The sequence below is a fragment of the Weissella paramesenteroides ATCC 33313 genome (assembly GCF_000160575.1).
Taxonomy (GTDB): domain Bacteria; phylum Bacillota; class Bacilli; order Lactobacillales; family Lactobacillaceae; genus Weissella; species Weissella paramesenteroides.
In genome coordinates, this window is sequence record NZ_GG697132.1 from 13,451 (window position 1) to 32,679 (window position 19,229).

The following is a 19,229-nucleotide window of genomic DNA, read 5'->3' on the forward strand; positions in this document are numbered from 1 at the left end:
CAAGGTTATAAAAAAATCGAAATTGGTTAATATAACCAATTTCGATTTTTTATTTATTCAGATAATTCTAGAACAGCCACATAAGGTAAGCCACGATAATATTCATTATAGTCCATACCATATCCGACAAGAAATTCATCAGGTACATGTGCCCCAATAAAATCTGGTGTAATACCACCTGCCGAAGCAGAATGCCGTTTATCTGTTGCAACAGCAACATATACCTTCTTAGCACCGCGTGCTTCAAAATCGGCCTTTAAATAACGTAACGTTAATCCTGAGTCAACCACTTCATCTAAAATCACAACTGTCCGGCCTGAAAGGTCGACTTTCAAATCTCTTTGAATCGTAATATGGCCGGTTGATTGGTCACCAACGTAACTAGATACATCAATGTAATCAAGCTCAATTTCTCGATTCATGGCACGCATTAAATCGGCCATCCACATATATGCACCCTTCATCACACCTATAAATACTGGGCGTTCAACATCAACTAGTACTTCATTGATTTCATCTGCAACACGTGTGACCATTTGATTGATCTCATCTACAGATAAAACGGTTCGTGCTAATCTCATTTCAGACATGCTTACTCCTTATTCCAAATATCAAATAGGATAATGGTTTGTTCATTTGATGGTCCCACTGCAAATGTGTATAGCGGTACACCAATTAATTCTTCGACACGCTTCAAGTAATTTTCAGCATTAGCTGGTAACTCATCACGTGACTTAATGCCAGTAATGTCCTCTGACCAACCTGGTAATTCCTCATATACCGGCGTAACCCGTTGTACATCTTTTAAGCTAGCTGGATAGTGCGTAATTCGTTGACCATCTAACTCATAAGCCACTGCAAGTTTCACTGTCTCTAGTCCTGACAAAACATCCAAACTGTTTAATGATAGGTGCGTAAAGCCACCAATACGAGCTGAATGACGTAACACAACCGTATCTAACCAACCAATACGGCGTGGTCGCTTTGTCACAACACCATATTCATGACCAATCTCACGAATACGATCACCTACTTCATCAAATAGCTCTGTTGGAAACGGACCATCCCCCACTCGAGAAGTATAGGCTTTCGCAACACCAACAACGCGTGTAATCTTTGTTGGTCCAACACCGGCACCAATCGTTGCCCCACCACCAACTGGCGATGAAGATGTCACATATGGATAAGTTCCTTGATCAATATCCAACATTGCACCTTGGGCACCTTCAAATAGTACGCGTTTGTTGTCATCCAAATACTCATTGATCAATACTGTTGTATCAACAATATATGGCTTTAATTTTTGACCATAGGCGACGTATTCAGCCACTAATTCTTCCAAATCAAATGGTGCATGATCATAAATTTTTTCAAGCACTTCATTTTTTTCTGCCAGAACATTAGCTAAGCGTTCACGTAAAATTTCTTCATCTAGTAAATCAACAATTCGGATACCCACACGCGCTGCTTTGTCCATGTATGTTGGGCCAATACCGCGACCAGTGGTACCAATCTTACCATCCCCCTTCTTAGCATCAGCTAACTGATCAATCAGCATGTGATATGGGAAGATAACATGCGCGCGATCTGAGATACGGAGATTTTCGGTTGTTACCCCTTTTTCTTGGATTTCATGTAATTCAGCTAACAATGCCTTTGGATTAACAACGCATCCATTTCCAATCACTGCTAACCGATTGGGATTAAAAATACCAGATGGTACAGAAGATAACTCAAATTTTTTCCCATCCACATAAATAGTATGACCAGCATTGTTACCACCTTGATAACGCACGACCATATCAGAGTCTTGTGAAATAAAATTTGTTATTTTACCTTTCCCTTCGTCTCCCCATTGACTACCAACAACTACAATCCCTGCCATAATGGCCTCCTATTTTAAAATTCGTTAAACACGAACAATCTAAACAATTTCAACACCTAGTTAATTTTAGCAACAAACGTTATCTGTTTCAACGTTCTTTCGCTAAAAGTTCGACTTTTAATCGTTTAAAGTTGATTATTTCTGGTTACTAACAATTAAAAAGCCGTTTTTTTGCTTTATACCGAATAAAAAAAGCACAAGACACGAACGTCTTGCACTCAATCATCTATTTATTAGATTTAATTGCTTTATGGATTTCCCAATAAATATTCGGAACTAACGCTAATCCAATGGTAATTAGCCATTCCCAACCGTTTAATGGCACAAAACTAAATAGCGTTTGTGTAACTGGCAAAATAACCAGAAGGACTGATAATACAGTAGCTAAAATAGCCATTAGTACCAGCATTGGATTCATACTAAATTTAATTTTAAACATTGAATGGTCACTACGAATATTAAAAACATGCAAAATTGAAGTTAATGACAAAACAATAAATGCCATCGTATTACCTGCTGCTGGATTACCAGTGTGTATACCATATCCTTGAGCCAGCAAGCTCACGACTGAGAACAGCATCACATTGATGACGATTTTCCCAGCTAACCCATTCGCAAAAATACTTTCTTTGGGACTAATAGGTTTACGGTTCATCACATTATCATGAACCGGTTCACGACTAAGCGCAAAGCCAGGCAAGCCGTCAGCGACTAAGTTAATAAATAACAGTTGTGTGGCAATCAGCGGTGATCCCCATCCAAATAACATGGCAGCAATAATAATAACAATTTCCGACATGTTGGCACTCATCAAAAAGTTAACTGTTTTACGAACATTACCGTAAATACCACGGCCTGTTTCAACCGCATGTACAATTGTCGCGAAGTTATCATCAGTAAGCACGATTGCTGCTGCTTCACGAGCAACGTCAGTTCCAGTCTCACCCATCGCTATCCCCACATCGGCTCGACGTAAGGCTGGTGCGTCATTCACACCATCACCAGTCATGGCAACAACATCACCTCGTTTCTGCCATGACTTGACGATTCGAATCTTGTCTTCTGGTGTGACACGAGCATAAACAGCATACTGAGTAATATGCTTATCAAGTTCTTCATCAGACATTTTATGTAATTCTGCACCCGAGAGTGCTAAATCGCCATCACCTAAAATACCAATTTCACGAGCAATCGCACTAGCGGTTACAACATGATCTCCTGTAATCATAACTGGTTTAATACCTGCAGCTCGAGCCTCGGCAACTGCAGCTGCTGACTCTGGTCTTGGTGGATCAATAATTCCCACCAGCCCTAGTAATGTCATATCCTTTTCTAATTCATCTTCTGTTGGTTCAGCAGAGATATCAGACAATTTAACGACACCAACCGCAATAACCCGTAAGGCATTTGTACCAAATTGTTCATTCATTTTTTCTGCTTTTGCATGACTCTCTGTTGGAAACTTAGGTAACAAGACATCAAAAGCACCTTTTGTAACCGCTAAATAGCCGTCATCAATGCGATGAACTGTGGTCATTCGTTTTCTAGTTGAATTAAAAGGGATTTCAAAGACTTTGGGAAAGTTACTTTGCAATGCTTCATATTCAGAATACTCACCTAAAGCATTAACCATGGCAACTTCTGTTGGTAAACCAGTGACTTCATCGTTATTTTGCGTGACATTCGTTGATAATGCACCAAACTTTAAAACATCTGGTAGCTGATGTTTCAATTCATCATCGCTAGATACCTGATCATTTTGTGCATCCCAAACTTTACGAACCGTCATCTTATTTTGGGTTAATGTTCCAGTCTTATCAGAGGCGATTACTGTGGCTGATCCTAGCGTCTCAACAGCTGGTAGGCGACGTACAATGGCATGTCTTTTGGCCATCTTTTGCACACCTAAAGCCAAAGTAATCGTCACGATAATCATCAAAGTCTCTGGTACAACTGCAACAGCCAATGATACTGCAGTCATAAACAACGTCAGTAATGGTTCACCCGCCGCAATACCTAGCCCGATAACGACTAAGGCTGATAAGATTGCAATGACGCTCAACCGCTTACCCAGTTGCGCTAATCTAATTTGTAGTGGTGTTTGTTCACGTTCCTCATTACCTAATAAGCCTGCAATCTTCCCCATTTCTGTCTGCATACCTACGGCGGTAACAATCCCTGTTCCACGACCGTTTACGACAGCTGTACCACGATACACCCGATCTAAACGGTCTCCTAACGGGTCATCTTCTGAGGAAATTTCTGACTCATCTTTTTCAATGGCATCACTTTCACCAGTTAATGCTGACTCTTCGACCCTTAATTCATTTGTTTCAATCAATTTTGCATCAGCAGCAATTTGTTTACCATTCTCAAGCACCAATATATCACCCACGACAATATCGGTAATAGGCACTGTAGTTACTTGGTTATGACGTTTAACCATTGCTTCAGCATGCTCCAATCCCTTTAAAGAGTTTAACGCTGCTTCTGCACGACCTTCTTGATAAATTGATAGCACTGAATTAATAATCACAATTGCAATAATTAAGACACTCTCAAAATAATGACCATTATTTTGCATGATTGATGTTATCAGCGAAATAATTGCGGCAATAATCAAAATAATTGTGGCAACATCGCTCAAACTACGTTTAATTTTCTTACCTAGTGATTCCTTTGGCGCTTCATCAAACTCGTTTTTCCCATACTTATCTCTTGCTTGCTGCACTTGAGCATCTGTTAATCCTGCTGGAACAGTTGTTGGTGCATGATCTCTTCTTAGTTCTTCTTTCATATGACTCTCCTTTTTGCAATGCGAAAAAATTTGTATCCCTTGTCTAAATTTTAACAAACTTTTGCTTATTTGTAAATTTTTATGCAAAATCGTAACTTTTCGTGCTGTAAAAATTGGAGAGATAAGTGTTTATGACAGAAAAAAAGTTGGAACATTTTCTTCTGTCCCAACTTATCGTTGCATTTATGATGCTATTGTTCAGCAAATTCCGCTTGTAGTGTCGCTTGCTCTTGGCGATATTGATTAACAATTCGTTCTGTTAACCCAGGCTCCATCTGATCGAGCATCACACCGAGCGTCCGCATAGCTTGCTCGTAGTCATAACCCGTCTCATAATAGTACCGTGCCTGTTGTGTTGCCTGAGCTACGGCCGGATTATCGCGATACAGCAAAGCTTTACGAACGAGGCGTTCCGTTACCGTTGCTGCCTCAATCAAACTATCTGTTCGTTCCTGCAACGTATCCAAATCGGCAGTCACAATACTCAATTGACGTAACACATCATCAACGTTTACTCGTGACATATCAATTTGCTGCTTAACACGTTCCAACTCATCACTTACTGAGTAAAAGATCGATAAGTATGTTTCTGGCAAACCGGGTAGTCCTTGACGTTCAAACGCTCGTTGTATCAAGCGTAATTTATCTGACAATAAGGTCACACGTTTCTTTGACTGTTCTAATTGTCCTGGCAATTCTTGATACATTTGCCAACGTGCAACTTGTTCACGTTCAATACGCTCCAGATCTTTTCGAATATCAACTTGTTCACCGATCAAGTTAGAGAATACAGCATCATGACGCGCAATTTTATGCTTTAATTCTTCAAAGTTAACCGTATTATTTGATAATTGAATTTCCCAACTACGTATTTGGCCAACCTCATCTTTAGAAAAAACAAAATCTTGATTCAAACGGTCTAGACGTGCATATAATTCATGATTTTGACGTTTATTATGCGCTAAGAACCCTGTCAAATTTTCATTGTTTTCCCAAACAGTTTGTGCAGCCTTAGCCTCTTTATCAAACGTTTCATATAAAATTTCCGTTTGACCTTCCATCCGAGTAATTTCTTCTGAAACCTTTTTTAAAGTTAATTCCTTCAATAACTCTAAAGCTTCTTCTAACTCTTTGCGAATGTTGGCAAGTTCCTTATCAATATTCGTTTCAAATTTAAATCCTTCAGCAGACATTTTATCATATGCATCTTGCAATTCTGATAACTGACCAGGAATTGTATCATGCAATTTGTTGAAAATATCGGGTATCTGTTCAATTCGTTGTTCTAATTGATTAGTCTCCATCCCCAATGTTTCGTAAATACCTGCAGCAGTTGCGTGATCACCAGTCTCAGTTAAACGTGCAAATTCCGCAAAATCATCTTCAAGGGAACCAAGTATTTCTTCTAACTTATCAATTGCTGGCCCAAATGCAAAATTTTGTGACAACAACACTTTTCTTAGTTCTTGATATTTGCTTTCCAAATCCTTCACTGCCTGCTTATGGGCAGCATCTAATTGTTCTAAGTCGCTTAGCCCTTGGTTTACCACATCAATAATTGCTTCTGCATCACGAATTTGTTGTTGTAAACTTTTCATGCCTTGGGCAGTCTTTAGAAAGTTTAATCCTTGAGAATCAAATAACACGGTATTTGCTTTCAAATCAATATTATTAAATTCACTTGTTTCCAAATGATTGTATTTTGCTTCCAACAATTGAAATTGCTTCAAAGATTGTCCCGTTAAGCTCAACTGGCGACCTTTAACTAACCGATCGCGCATTGGAATCTCAGCCAACTGGGCTTTCTTTTGAATTAATTTATTAACTTTTCGCGCAGTCAACCGTTGAGAGACAAAGATAATCAAATAAATGGCTGCTACAACAATAATCAAGCCAATTACAACATGTCCAATCTGTGTCATACTCTTTTATCTGGTGAACAATAATCACCATACTCCTAACTATCGGGAATTCTAATAAGATTAGCGTACCACGTGAACTCTATTACATGTTAATTTTTAACATTTGTTTAGACTTTATTTGGCGTTCTTTAACATTTTTTAACTTATTCTCTCATTTTTTCATGAAAATAAATACCATAAGTCTGTTTTTTGGTTATCTGAAAGTAGCAAAAAAGCCAAGGCAATTGCCTTGGCTTTTTTCATTGTGTCGCCACAATCCAATATTATGATAAAAATTATCCAATACGGTTGTAGTACTCAACGATAAGGGCTTCATTGTACTCGTGATCCAATTCAGCACGCTCTGGTTCGCGAACCAAAGTTCCCTTTAATGTATCTTTATCAAATTCAACGAATGGTAGTGTTCCAGCTTGTGCTTCCACAGCAGCTTGGATGTAAACATTCTTTTGTGACTTCTCACGAACTGAGATTTCTTGTCCAACAGAAACTTCGTATGAAGGAATATCCACACGCTTACCATCAACTAAGATGTGACCGTGGTTAACAAGTTGACGTGCTTGTTGACGCGTTGAAGCCAAACCTAGACGGTAAACAATGTTATCCAAACGACGCTCTAGCAATGACATGAAATTGTCACCGTGAGTACCCTTACGAATCTTACCTGCCTTCAAGAACAAGTTGTGGAATTGACGCTCAGTCATACCATAAGTAAAACGTACCTTTTGCTTTTCAGCTAATTGGATACCATAATCTGATGGCTTTGAGCGACGGCCGGCACCGTGATCACCAGGTGCATAATTACGGCGAGCAAGTTCCTTACCAGTACCTGATAATGAAACACCAAGACGACGTGACAAACGGTACTTAGGACCAGTATAACGTGACATATTTAAATGTCCTCCAGAATTTTTTATTTTGTTGAATTCTAGAGAGTTGCCTCACATTCGTGCAATTCACCCAAACTTTCACCGCTGCAGCGCGGGTACTGGTGTGTTCTCCGCCATATTTGAAACGGGTCGGTAAATTGTTGACGAGCTTGCGGACAACCCGCTGCAGTTTTCAACACTTCAAGTATTCTATCAAAATATTAGCTAATAAACAAGCATTAAATAATAATTACGGTTAATCAAGCGCTACCAGCATCATGATTTTTCCATGTAAAATTCAAATCTTGAACCAACATATTGGGTCTGCACATATTCAAAAGGCACCCCTTTTGCATCATAGGTAATTTGCCGTAAAACTAAAACAGGATCACCACGTTTGATAGCTAGGTATTCTGAAACTCTTTCCTTAACTGCTGCTGCCGTCACGGTTTGTTGTGCACGACCGATTTTCAATCCACGTTCTTCAGCAAGCGTTCGATACAATGAATCAGTCAACGCACTTCTTGATAGTCCTTCAATGAGTGACTCAGGAATTGCCGCAACTTCAAAAGCAATTGGCTCACCATCACCGTAACGAACACGCTCCATTCTGAGCACACGTGCGTCTGGTGCTAATTGTAATTGTTCCTGTTCTGAATTAGTTGCCCGACCAGCATGAAAACTAATCGTCTTAGACGTGGCTTTTTTTCCTGCATCTGCCATCAAGTCCGTGAACGATGTAATACCATTCAAATGTTCCTGGACCTTTTGCTCAGATACAAATGTTCCTGAGCCCACACGTCGTTCTAGAACGCCTTCATCTACTAATAACATAATAGCTTGACGTAACGTCATGCGAGAAACACCAAACTGCTCAGCCAATTCACGTTCTGCTGGGATTCTATCTCCAGGTACCCACCGACCTGCGTCTATTGCTTCACGAATTTCATCATGAATTTGAATATATACCGGAGAACCCATATTTTTTACTCCTTTGTTTCAACACCGTCTTGCTTTGAAAAACGACGGCCCATGCTATAAGTTGCTTGTAATTCAGTTAAATCAGCATTAAAGACATTTAAATCGGCATCTTTTCCAACAGTTAAAGTACCTTTTGTTTTTAAGCCAAATTCAATTGCTTGATTGACCGAAGCCATTTGAATTGCCTCGTGAATGCTAGCGCCTGTAAATGCCATTATATTTCGGAAAGCATCATCAAATTCTAAGACAGATCCTGCTAAAGTACCATCTTCTAAGCGAGCTTGCTTGTCCTTCACCCAAACTTTTTGGCCACCTAATTCAGATTCACCATCACCAAGACCTTTGGCACGCATGGAATCTGTAATCAAGTCAATGCGCTGGGCTGACTTTAATTTATATGCCAAATTTACCATATCTGGATAGACATGGAAGCCATCGACGATCAATTCTGTACGAATATGGTCTTCCAGCATCGCATGACCTGTTACACCAGGCTCACGATGTGCCATTGGTCGTTGTGCATTATACAAATGAGTAATATGACTTGCCTTTGAATGATTCTGCAAGAATTCACGTGTCGCATTTGAATGACCGATTGAACCAATAATATTATTATCAGCCAGATAATCCTCAAATGCCACAACATCTTCAGCTTGTTCTGGCGCATAAGTAATCAAGCGCACACGATTTCCAGAAAGTTCATGCCACTTCTGGACGAGTTCCTTACTAGGCGCAATAATGTATTGCTCTGGTTGCGCACCCTTGAAATGGGGATTAATGAATGGCCCTTCCAGATGAACACCCATAATTGCTGGCTCTTTTTCAGCCGCTTCATTAACAGCTACCATCGCCTTTGAAATATTTTCAACTGATTGCGTCATAGTTGTCGGAAATACAGATGTAATTCCTTCAGAAATTTGGCCATGGACCATTTTAATAATGTCCGTTGCCTCTCCGTCCATTGTATCAAAGCCATAGGCACCATGTGTATGAACATCAATGAATCCTGGCACAATGACTTGACGATCAGCACGAATCAACTCATCTGCTGAAGTTGACACTAACTCTGACATTGGTCCCATGGCTTCAATTTGATTGTCAAATCGAATGTAAGCATCCTTTATCACTGGTCGTTCAGCTTCTCCAGTATAAATTGTTGCATGCGTTAAAACTTTACTCATGATATATTCCTCTTATTCCCTCAATGACGCAAGCGGATATCAACCGTCTGAAATTTACTTCTAATTGTCTTCAAGTTTACACGGTCTAGACCGATTTTTCTAGTCAGATCTGCTCCCCCAAATAAAAAACATAACTTTCTGCCTAAAAAAGAAAGTTATGTTTATCGCATTAATACGTTTTAATTTTTACTAATCTGCTGCCAAAGCATCAATTGGATTTAGCTTAGCTGCGCGACGTGCTGGCAATAATGCTGCCAAGAACGAAATAATGAGCGCTAATACCAATGTTGTCACAACATTACCAAATGAAATTTGAATCATATCGAACTTTGCAATCTTATATAACGCTGCATTCAAGATTGCACCGATACCATAAGCGAAGATAACCGACAAAACGAAACTTGCTAACCCAATTAGCAATGATTCTGAAGTGAATAAACGACGAATGTCTTTCTTACTCTCACCTAACGCACGCAAAATACCAATTTCTTTCGTACGTTCTGAAACTGACATAAACATGGTAACAATGATCATCAAAGCTGAAACGACCAATGAAATTGCCGCAATCGCTGCCAGTACATTAGTTGCTAACGTCACGATTGTATTGATGGTATCCAATATTGATCCAACGGTAACTGCAGAATAAAGGCGCTTGTTATCATCACCCTTTAGCTTAGCAATACGCTTTTGGAATGGCTTAACATCATCTGGTGTCGCAACTCGAACAGTAGCAAATAGTGCATTAGTTGCTGCTCCGGCCTCTTTGTAGGCTGAGCGAACTGTCTGATAATTCACAACATTTGCCGTTCCTGCCTTACCGGCATCAATGACCCCAGATATTTTCAAATCTTTCGTAATGGTTACTGGTGTACGGCCATCAGCCTTCACTGTCATCCAAGTAACTTGCATTGTTTTACCAACGACTGACTGCCAATTCTTAGTGTTGAATTTCTTAGCCACAGTTTTCTTATCTACTAAGATTTCATTCTTGCCCGGTACCTTACCTGCTTTGACCAACTTCTTTTGATATGTCGCTGACCAAGTCTGTACTGTTCCTAAATTATAATCTTGATTTTGTAGTTTAGCTTTAGCACCAGCTAATTGATAACCAGGTTGAACTTTTTTCGCACCTTTAACATGTTTAATTTGTTTCATTTGGTCATCAGAAATCATTTGCTTACTAATATCAACAGCCCCACTGCCAGCAGTCGTTTGACCAATACCAGAATTGCCATCTTCTTCATCCTGATAACGTGTGACCGTAATTGCCGTCGGATTAGCTAACGAATTAACCTGATCGTTAATATAGGCCTTAACCCCATTTCCCAATCCAGAAAACAGCATAACCGCAAATAGCCCAATCGCTGTTCCTAACATAATAAGTGAGTTACGCCAAAAACTAAAGGTCAGATGTTTATAGGCATTACGATAAGATGCGCTAGCTGGCAATGGTCGATCAGTCATACGATTATCATGTTCAGGCACAGCGTACGCCTCGCGTAGGCGCCGATCGTCATCAATCTGGCCATCTGCTAAATGAACAATGCGAGTACCATGATCAGCAACCTCTTGAGAATGTGTCACAGCAATGACTAAGCGACCCTCAGCGGCAATCTCATCCAAAATACGTAATACATCAGCCGTATTTTCTGAATCCAACGCACCTGTTGGTTCGTCAGCAATAATGATTTGTGGATCAGATGCTAGAGCACGAGCAATTGCGACACGTTGCTTTTGACCACCAGACAGCTGGTTAGGGTGCTTTTTGATTTGCTCAGCCAACCCCACTCGTTCCAATAAGGAAGTCGCATGCTTAACTTTTTCAGCTTGTGACAATGAAGTCATTTCTAATGACACCATGACATTTTCCAAAACCGTTAAGTGGCTGATCAAGTTATATGATTGATAAATATATCCAATCGTTCCCCGGCGATATTCATCAAGTTGCTTTTCTTGCTTGTGATCCAATAATTGACCGTCAATAGTGACAGATCCTTCAAATTCACGATCCAATCCACCAATAATGTTCATCAAGGTTGACTTACCACCACCAGATTCACCAAGAATTGAAACAAATTCTCCCAATTCAAAATCTAGATTGATTCCCTTTAAAACAGGAAACTCTTCTTTGCCAAGATAATACGATTTATGTATATCTCGTAACTCTAAGTATGCCATCGATTCTCCTCCAGCCTTTATTTACACTGCGATTTATGGTTCTTAGTGTAACCTGTCTATCAAATGAACGTCAAGAAAGTCATGTTAGATCTTCATTAGCAAAAAAGTTGGAACACCTGCTTTTGTTCCAACTTTATTTTAAGAAATTAAAATTTATCTAACAGATTAACCTTTTTGTCACACAATACCTAGATAAACCGTTACATAATTTTTTCAAGTGTTTCTAGTACACCATCGTGATCACTATCATTTGTCACAACATTGTAGCCACGGCCGAACAAGCGGTCATCAGAATTTGGCATGATATATACGTTGCCCGCAAGCTGCATCATCTCCAAATCATTCATACCATCCCCAAAGACTGTTAAGTCTTCAGGAGCTAGGTCGATTTGATCGATCAACATAGTTAAACTAGTTGCCTTATTAACACCCTCAGCTAAAATATCAACAGTCCCATAACCAGAAGTGGTCGCATGTAGTGGTAATTGATTATCATCAATCAACGCAATGGCTTCCTCTGAATGAATTGGTGGAAAAATTCCGGTCACACTAGTTAACAACTCTGGAATATCAGTTAAATGGGCCACTGTCTCCATATTTGGATAAACTTGCGCCATGTAATCTTGCATATTTTCAGGTAACTCTTGCAATCCAGCCAAGTTATACATGTTATCAGCTGAAAAAGCAATGACACCGATTGTCTCAAAGGCATCACTAGTTAAGATATCCTCCAACTTTTTCAAAGCCGATGCGTTAATATTTCGAACATGTAATTGCTCAGATCCTTTAACCCGCCATGTCGCACCATTGCCTGTGACCAAATGCATCCGATCAACTAATTTGCCAAACTTATTGCGAACCCAGTTTTCGTCACGACCAGTAGCTATGGCAAATTGATCGCCTCTCTCATCAAGTTGATCCAAAATAGTTGTAAAACGTGCCACGTTAAATTGGCGTTCTGAATTTAAAAATGTTTGGTCTAAATCTGTCACAAATAAGCGTGTCATTCTAGTTCTCCTTTTGCACTATTTTATAGCGATGCGTTAATTGCTTGTTGAACAGCTGGCTTCTCTTCTGCAATCAGTGTCACACGACTTGCAATGACATTAACATCCATTGTAATTTCACGAGTTAAACCTGGTGTCTCCAACTTTGGCTCAAAGAATGCTTTGAACTCTGATAAACGGTCGGCTGTTTTGAAAATCCGGGCTGTTACCGTAATGTAGGTTGTAAACTCCATATCACCACCAACTGTCTTTTCAAGCCAATCCCAATCATTGCGTATCCAATCCCAAGCAAGTTGTTGCCCGTCTTCATTTGCGAGTACGCCTTGATACCAGCCACGTAAATCTTGTGGTTTAATTGTCTCACTGTCTTCAAAATGACTAACAATTTGTGTCAACAAAGCTTTATCTGACGTCTTTGTGAGTGCTGACATGATATCACGTTGATAACCACCATCTGAAGTTGTACGATAGTCGGCCAACAATTGATCAAACAATTCTTGATTGCCGAAGTGCTTTACTTCATTAGCAAGGACAATGGCGCGAATGTCGGCAGGCAACTTAACAAGGTTCAGTTGATTTTCTTGCACGAGTGCATGTGCTGAAGCAACCGCTTTTTGATTTTCACCAAACAATGCTGCATCAGCAATAACTGGCCGACTGACTTGATCATCAATTGTTTCAGCTGGCTTTTTATGCCAATCTAAGCGTACAAATTGTGATGCTGATAGTTCATTTACTAGTTGCTTAAATGCTTTTTCTTCAGAAGTATCTGGTGTCATAAACTTTTTCAAATTACCAATTACTTGATAGAGTGCCGTGTTGACAACACCTGACTGACTAGCTGCAAAGTTTCGTAAGATTGGCACAACCACTGCATATGAGATTTGACGTCCTTCAGCTAATAAACGTAAATCTTGTAGCAATTGCAATTGGGTAATGGCACTTAAGCTATCAACATGATTTAAAATATCCTGTAATAATGCTGGCTCATAATTGACAATGAAGTGGGCCGTATTATCCAAATTTAATCGGAAAGGTGTCCCCGCAACTTGACGTAATTCTTCATAGTCACCAAGCTCTAATTGCTGCGTAACCATTAGTTCGGGTATATCCGTGTAATTACTGTGCAACGGAATTTGCCACTGACGCTTCTGATCAACCCCATCACCAATGAAGAATTGCTCCTGAGATAATGTTAGTTTATCATTAACCACTTTGACGTTCACAACCGGATATCCTGGCTGTTCTAACCAAGTACTCATCATTGCAGTTAAGTCAATTCCTGCCGCTTTACCAAGTGCTGCCCACAAATCAGAACCTTTAGCATTTGCAAATTTATGAGCCTCAAAGTAATCTTTCAAACCACGACGCAATGCATCGTCACCGATTAACGAACGGACCATCACTAACATGCGCGATCCCTTGGCATAAACGATTGCGCCATCAAAAATAGCATCAATTTCTGCTGGCTTCTCAACTTGTACATGGACAGATTGCACACCATCAGTGGCATCACGTTGCAAGGCAGATGCTGCCTCTGATGTTTGGAAAGTTTCCCAAATATGCCAGTCTGGTTGTAACGCATCAATCGCCACATATTCCATCATATTTGCAAAACTCTCATTTAACCATAGATCGTCCCACCATTGCATCGTCACTAAGTCGCCAAACCACTGATGTGCTAGCTCATGTGCTATCACTGTCGCAACACGTTGCTTCATTTCAACTGATGCATTTGCTTCATCAATCGCTAAGTAAGCTTCACGGTAAGTAACTAATCCCCAATTTTCCATTGCACCTGCTGAAAAATCAGGCAGTGCTAATTGCCATGAATGTGGTAATGGATATGGTGTTTGGTAATAGTCTTCATAAAATTCAATTGAACGTTTTGCAATGTCCAAGGCAAAATCTAATTCTGATGGCTGATGAGCTTTTGTTGCAAAGACCCCAATCTGAACACCACTATTTGTCTTGGTCAACTTGCTTTGCATCTCACCAAATGCAAAAGCAACTAGATACGTTGACATTTTAACCGTTTGTGCAAAATAGTGAACCCCATCGTCCACCTTTTCTTCAGGCATATTAGCAATAATTGTTTCATTTTCATGTTCATCATATTTAATAGCCAATGAAAAAGTTGCCTTAGCAGCTGGCTCATCAATACTTGGAAAAGCTTGACGTGCTGCGGTAGTCTCAAATTGCGTACCAATCAGTTGCTTTTTTTGACCATCAATTTGATAGTACGAAGGGTAGATGCCCATCATCGTATCTGTCAGTGGGGCTGTATAATCAACTACAATCGTCAATTCGCCTGGTTCAGGAGCAGTAAATGTGAGGGTTTCATCCTCATCATTTGTTGTGGCAATAACCGTTTGACCATCAACGGTAACATTATTAATCGACAAGTATTTTTGATTCAAAATAATTGCCGTTTGTGTTGCAGATCCTTTAATTGTTGTTTTACCTGCAATAACTTTTGTTTCTCGATTAATATCTAAAAAGATATCATAATGAGTTGGTCGAAAAATGTCGACTAAACGCTGTCCTTCTACCATAAATCCATAATCCCCTTTTTATGCATCGCTCAGTATCAAACTGATTGATAAATATTCTATCTGTTTTCATTTTATCATAGTGTTATGAACAGTGTGATTGCTGATTGTTTGTGTATATAACAAAAAAGCAGAATTTTGGAACGCGTTTATACTATCAAACTTACCCGTTTATAATTATTATATCTTTAGTTTAAAGTATAAAAAAAGACTGACAGAAATCTGTCAGTCTTTTTAATCAATAGCTCATCAGGGAGTCGAACCCTGGATGCCGGTGTGAAAAACCGGAGTCTTAACCGCTTGACCAATGAGCCAATATTACTTTGTTGCCTCAACAACATAAATAATAATACCAGCTTGGCCAAACGTTTGCAAGCTTTTTTTACAATTTATTCAAATTCAGCATTCTTGACCATCGTCGCTGTGATTGTATCTAACAATAATTGGTTTAAACCACCCTTTGTTAGTACATCAAAACCAGCAGCAGTTGATCCACCAGGCGTCATCACTTCGTTAGCCAAATCTAATGGTGCTTTCTTTGCCTGAGCCATATGCCGGGCAGTTCCAGCAACTGTTTGTTCTGCTAGTTTAGCCGCCACCTCATCAGTTAATCCTTTGGTAACCCCAACCTCTTTTAAGGCCTCCGTAAATGCAGCCACAAATGCTGGTCCAGAACCTGCAATAGCACTAGCAATACCAAATTGTTCTTCAGTTAATTCGTCAGTACGACCCAACTCCAAAAACAACGCTGCTACTGCCCCTTTAATGTCCGCATCAACATCAGCATCAAAGGCCAATGCTGTATAACCATAGTTAACCGCAACATTAACGTTAGGTAATGCACGCGTAACCACCACTGTCTTACCCAATGCCTTGTGCAATTGGTTCAATGAAATCCCACCTAAAACTGAAGCAACAATGACACTTGGTTTGATTAAAATACCAGGTTGTAATTCGCGCGCAACCGCTTCTAACTGTGCTGGTGGTGTGGCTAATACGACCAAATCAGATGTTAGCCATACTTCCAAGGCAGAATCTTTTGCTTCAATATGTAGTGACTCTGCAACCTTGTGACCAGCATGTGGTGAATAAACAACCTGTTGAATTTCCTGATTACCTGACCAACCCTTGATCATGGCTTGTGCCATATTACCTGCACCAATAAATCCGATAGTTAGCATGTGACACCCCTTTTTTCAATAATTATGTTTATCATAACATAGCAGCGATAAAAAAGAGTTCGACAAATGGCCGAAATTTTGTTCACTATACTGTGAAAAATAGACAACCGTTTGTCCAACTCTTTTATTTTATGAAAATCCTTCACGTTCAGATAGCGAGAACGATTTATTATGGTATCGCATCGACATGATCAATCCAACTCCAATCATGTTTCCGATTAGGGCTGAACCACCTTGAGAAATAAATGGTAGTGGAATTCCAGTTAGTGGTACTAACCCGATATTCATACCAATATTTTCAAAAATATGGAACAGTAGCATCATAACAACACCTGTTGCGATATATGCGTAGAATTGATTTGATGAATCAAAGACAACCTGAATGATTTGATAAATGAGCAAAAAATATAGAATCAGTAGTAGAACACCACCAACAAATCCAAAATTTTCACCAATTACTGAAAAAATCATGTCGGACTCACGAACAGGAACATTAACGTGAGAAACATTAAATCCTGTTCCCGTAATTCCTCCGGAGCCAATGGCTTTCATTGACTGCCATAGCTGATAAGCACCATTTGATGTATCATTTTGTGGATTCAACCAGGCATCTATACGTGTAAATTGATAGGCTTTAAAACCTACCTGTTCAAGCAAATGACGTCCCCAAGTCTGGGTAACGAACAAAATAGCAACAGAACCTAGTGAACCAACAACCGCAATAATAGGTGCAAGGTATAACCATGATAGTCCTGAGACCAAAGTCATACCAAACACCACTGCAATAAAGACTAAATTCGTACCAAAATCACTACCATTTACAACTAATACTGGTAATGTCCACAACACAATCTTCCATAGTAATCGCCAATCCGATTTCATGGTGTGGTTAGGGTTTGAGATATTGTGATCGGTAATTATCCTAGCTAACATAATAATGAAAGCTGGCTTCATAATCTCAGCCGGTTGGAAAGTAATTGGACCAATGGCAAACCATTTTCCACCGGTACTAGCATAATAAGATTTCGAATAGAAGAATAGCACGGCAATCATGAGTACCATACCAACCGCAAAAGCATATGGTGCGATTCGCCATAACTGTTCGGAATCAAACTGCATGATAATCATGACACCAATGATACCAACAACATAATAGGCTAATTGAAGTAATACCATTCGTGTCACATTAACACTAGCATCATGGGTTCCAGCGACATACAACGACGCTAAACCAATCAGCGCTAACATCATGACAACGAAAATGATTGACCAATCTATTTCACCACCATCTTTTGAGAAAAAACGTTTGAGCATGTTTCCCCCTTTATTTATTGGTTTATTTAACTAATTAGTGATGCAAATTAAATTCTGCAAGTAAACTTGCAACTGCATCATCAAAATTATCTGCTGTTGTTTGATGTCCATCAGCAAATGTCACAACAAGTGGTGAATTTTTCTCGTCAACTGTTCCTAATGTCACCTTGTTAATCATAACTTCTGAAATGCTATCATCTAACTCATTAATTTCAACAGCAACTGGTTTATTTTTTCGTGCCATATTTACCTTCCTTAATTTGCATGCATGTGGGCAAGCAACATACCTGCTCCCTTAGCAACGTTATCTAATGGTTTTTCTGAAATCATAACAGGTACACCCAGGTGTTGCGCAATCAACTTATCAACACCACGTAATAATGCACCACCACCTGTTAGCACAATCCCTCGATCAATGATATCCGAAGCTAATTCTGGTTGGATTCGTGCCAATACCGCATGTGCTGCTGTCACAATCTGCGTTAATGTGTCATGCATCGCCTCTTCAACTTCATTAGCATTTAACGTCACTGTTCGTGGCATCCCAGTAAAACTATCACGACCGCGAACTTCCATTTCTTCTGGTTCATCAAGTGGTGTTGCTGTACCAATCTGAATCTTTATTTGTTCAGAAGTACGTTCACCAATCATCAGACCATGATCATTTTTGACCATGTTTGAGATATCCACATTCATTTTATCACCAGCAATTCGAATGGACTCTGAAGTCACGATGTCACCTAATGAAAGTACAGCAATATCAGTTGTACCACCACCCATGTCGATTACCATTGATGCAATGGGTGAAAAAATATCTAATCCAGCACCAACCGCAGCTACTTTTGGTTCGTATTCTAAATAAACCTTACCGCCGCCAGATTTTTCGGCTGCACCGATAATCGCTTTACGTTCAATACTTGTGATGTTTGTTGGTGCACAAACCATAATATTTGGTCGTGACATAACACCTTTAACATTTAATTTTGACATAAATCGTGACAACATTGCCTCTGTCATATCAAAATCAGAAATAACACCATCTTTTAATGGACGAACAGCCCTAATATTCCCCGGGGTACGCCCAACCATTTGATAAGCTTCCGTTCCAACGGCTAAAATCTTTTCTGTTTTTGTATCAATCGCCACTACAGATGGTTCATTTAAAATAATACCTTCCCCATCAACATAAATCAGCACATTTGCCGTTCCTAAATCAACGCCGATTTCTTTGGCCATGAAATTCACCTCTTATTTTTTATCGAGCAAGCTCGTTCAAATTTCTAATTACTATCTTTAATAGTATAAACCATACACACGAAAAAATCTTGAAAAATCCGTATCCGTTATCTTTGTTTGCCGGACCTT

14 protein-coding genes and 1 tRNA gene are annotated in these 19,229 nt (G+C 39.6%); all 15 read right to left on the reverse strand.

What is annotated here, in order from left to right:
• Positions 1–53 precede the first annotated feature (53 nt).
• The 15 genes from HMPREF0877_RS07025 to mreB all read right to left on the reverse strand — a co-directional run bounded on the left by HMPREF0877_RS07025 (position 54) and on the right by mreB (position 19,100).
• Positions 54–590, reverse strand: coding sequence for a phosphoribosyltransferase (locus HMPREF0877_RS07025; protein ID WP_002828615.1), 537 nt, complete (start codon positions 588–590; stop codon positions 54–56).
• Positions 591–592: 2 nt separating this feature from the next.
• Complete coding sequence (locus HMPREF0877_RS07030) at positions 593–1,885, reverse strand: adenylosuccinate synthase (RefSeq protein WP_002828616.1); 1,293 nt, start codon at positions 1,883–1,885, stop codon at positions 593–595.
• Between the two features lie 226 nt (positions 1,886–2,111).
• Positions 2,112–4,682, reverse strand: a complete 2,571-nt coding sequence (locus HMPREF0877_RS07035) for a cation-translocating P-type ATPase (RefSeq protein ID WP_002828617.1) — start codon at positions 4,680–4,682, stop codon at positions 2,112–2,114.
• Positions 4,683–4,873: 191 nt separating this feature from the next.
• Positions 4,874–6,604 (reverse strand): septation ring formation regulator EzrA, encoded by a 1,731-nt coding sequence (locus HMPREF0877_RS07040; protein WP_002828618.1) that lies wholly within the window; start codon positions 6,602–6,604, stop codon positions 4,874–4,876.
• 275 nt (positions 6,605–6,879) lie between these two features.
• On the reverse strand, positions 6,880–7,491 hold the full coding sequence (rpsD, locus tag HMPREF0877_RS07045; RefSeq protein ID WP_002828620.1) for a 30S ribosomal protein S4: 612 nt from the start codon (positions 7,489–7,491) through the stop codon (positions 6,880–6,882).
• A gap of 255 nt (positions 7,492–7,746) precedes the next feature.
• Entirely contained in the window at positions 7,747–8,451 is a 705-nt protein-coding gene (locus HMPREF0877_RS07050; protein WP_002828621.1) for a GntR family transcriptional regulator, read from the reverse strand.
• 5 nt (positions 8,452–8,456) lie between these two features.
• On the reverse strand, positions 8,457–9,632 hold the full coding sequence (gene nagA / locus HMPREF0877_RS07055; RefSeq protein ID WP_002828622.1) for an N-acetylglucosamine-6-phosphate deacetylase: 1,176 nt from the start codon (positions 9,630–9,632) through the stop codon (positions 8,457–8,459).
• A 189-nt stretch (positions 9,633–9,821) separates the two neighbouring features.
• Complete coding sequence (locus tag HMPREF0877_RS07060) at positions 9,822–11,810, reverse strand: ABC transporter ATP-binding protein/permease (RefSeq protein WP_002828623.1); 1,989 nt, start codon at positions 11,808–11,810, stop codon at positions 9,822–9,824.
• A gap of 200 nt (positions 11,811–12,010) precedes the next feature.
• Positions 12,011–12,817: an HAD-IIB family hydrolase gene (locus HMPREF0877_RS07065; RefSeq protein ID WP_002828624.1), complete on the reverse strand. Its 807-nt coding sequence runs from the start codon at positions 12,815–12,817 to the stop codon at positions 12,011–12,013.
• Positions 12,818–12,840: 23 nt separating this feature from the next.
• Positions 12,841–15,372 carry a M1 family metallopeptidase gene (locus HMPREF0877_RS07070; protein ID WP_002828625.1) on the reverse strand — a complete coding sequence of 844 codons (2,532 nt, stop codon included), beginning with the start codon at positions 15,370–15,372 and terminating at the stop codon, positions 12,841–12,843.
• Positions 15,373–15,611: 239 nt separating this feature from the next.
• Positions 15,612–15,683, reverse strand: a tRNA-Glu gene (locus HMPREF0877_RS07075).
• A 75-nt stretch (positions 15,684–15,758) separates the two neighbouring features.
• Positions 15,759–16,550, reverse strand: a complete 792-nt coding sequence (locus HMPREF0877_RS07080) for a pyrroline-5-carboxylate reductase family protein (RefSeq protein WP_002828626.1) — start codon at positions 16,548–16,550, stop codon at positions 15,759–15,761.
• 129 nt (positions 16,551–16,679) lie between these two features.
• On the reverse strand, positions 16,680–17,864 hold the full coding sequence (locus tag HMPREF0877_RS07085) for an FtsW/RodA/SpoVE family cell cycle protein (protein ID WP_002828627.1): 1,185 nt from the start codon (positions 17,862–17,864) through the stop codon (positions 16,680–16,682).
• A gap of 34 nt (positions 17,865–17,898) precedes the next feature.
• Positions 17,899–18,108: a DUF2969 family protein gene (locus tag HMPREF0877_RS07090; RefSeq protein WP_002828628.1), complete on the reverse strand. Its 210-nt coding sequence runs from the start codon at positions 18,106–18,108 to the stop codon at positions 17,899–17,901.
• Between the two features lie 11 nt (positions 18,109–18,119).
• Entirely contained in the window at positions 18,120–19,100 is a 981-nt protein-coding gene (gene mreB, locus HMPREF0877_RS07095; protein WP_002828629.1) for a rod shape-determining protein, read from the reverse strand.
• Between the last annotated feature and the right edge of the window lie 129 nt (positions 19,101–19,229).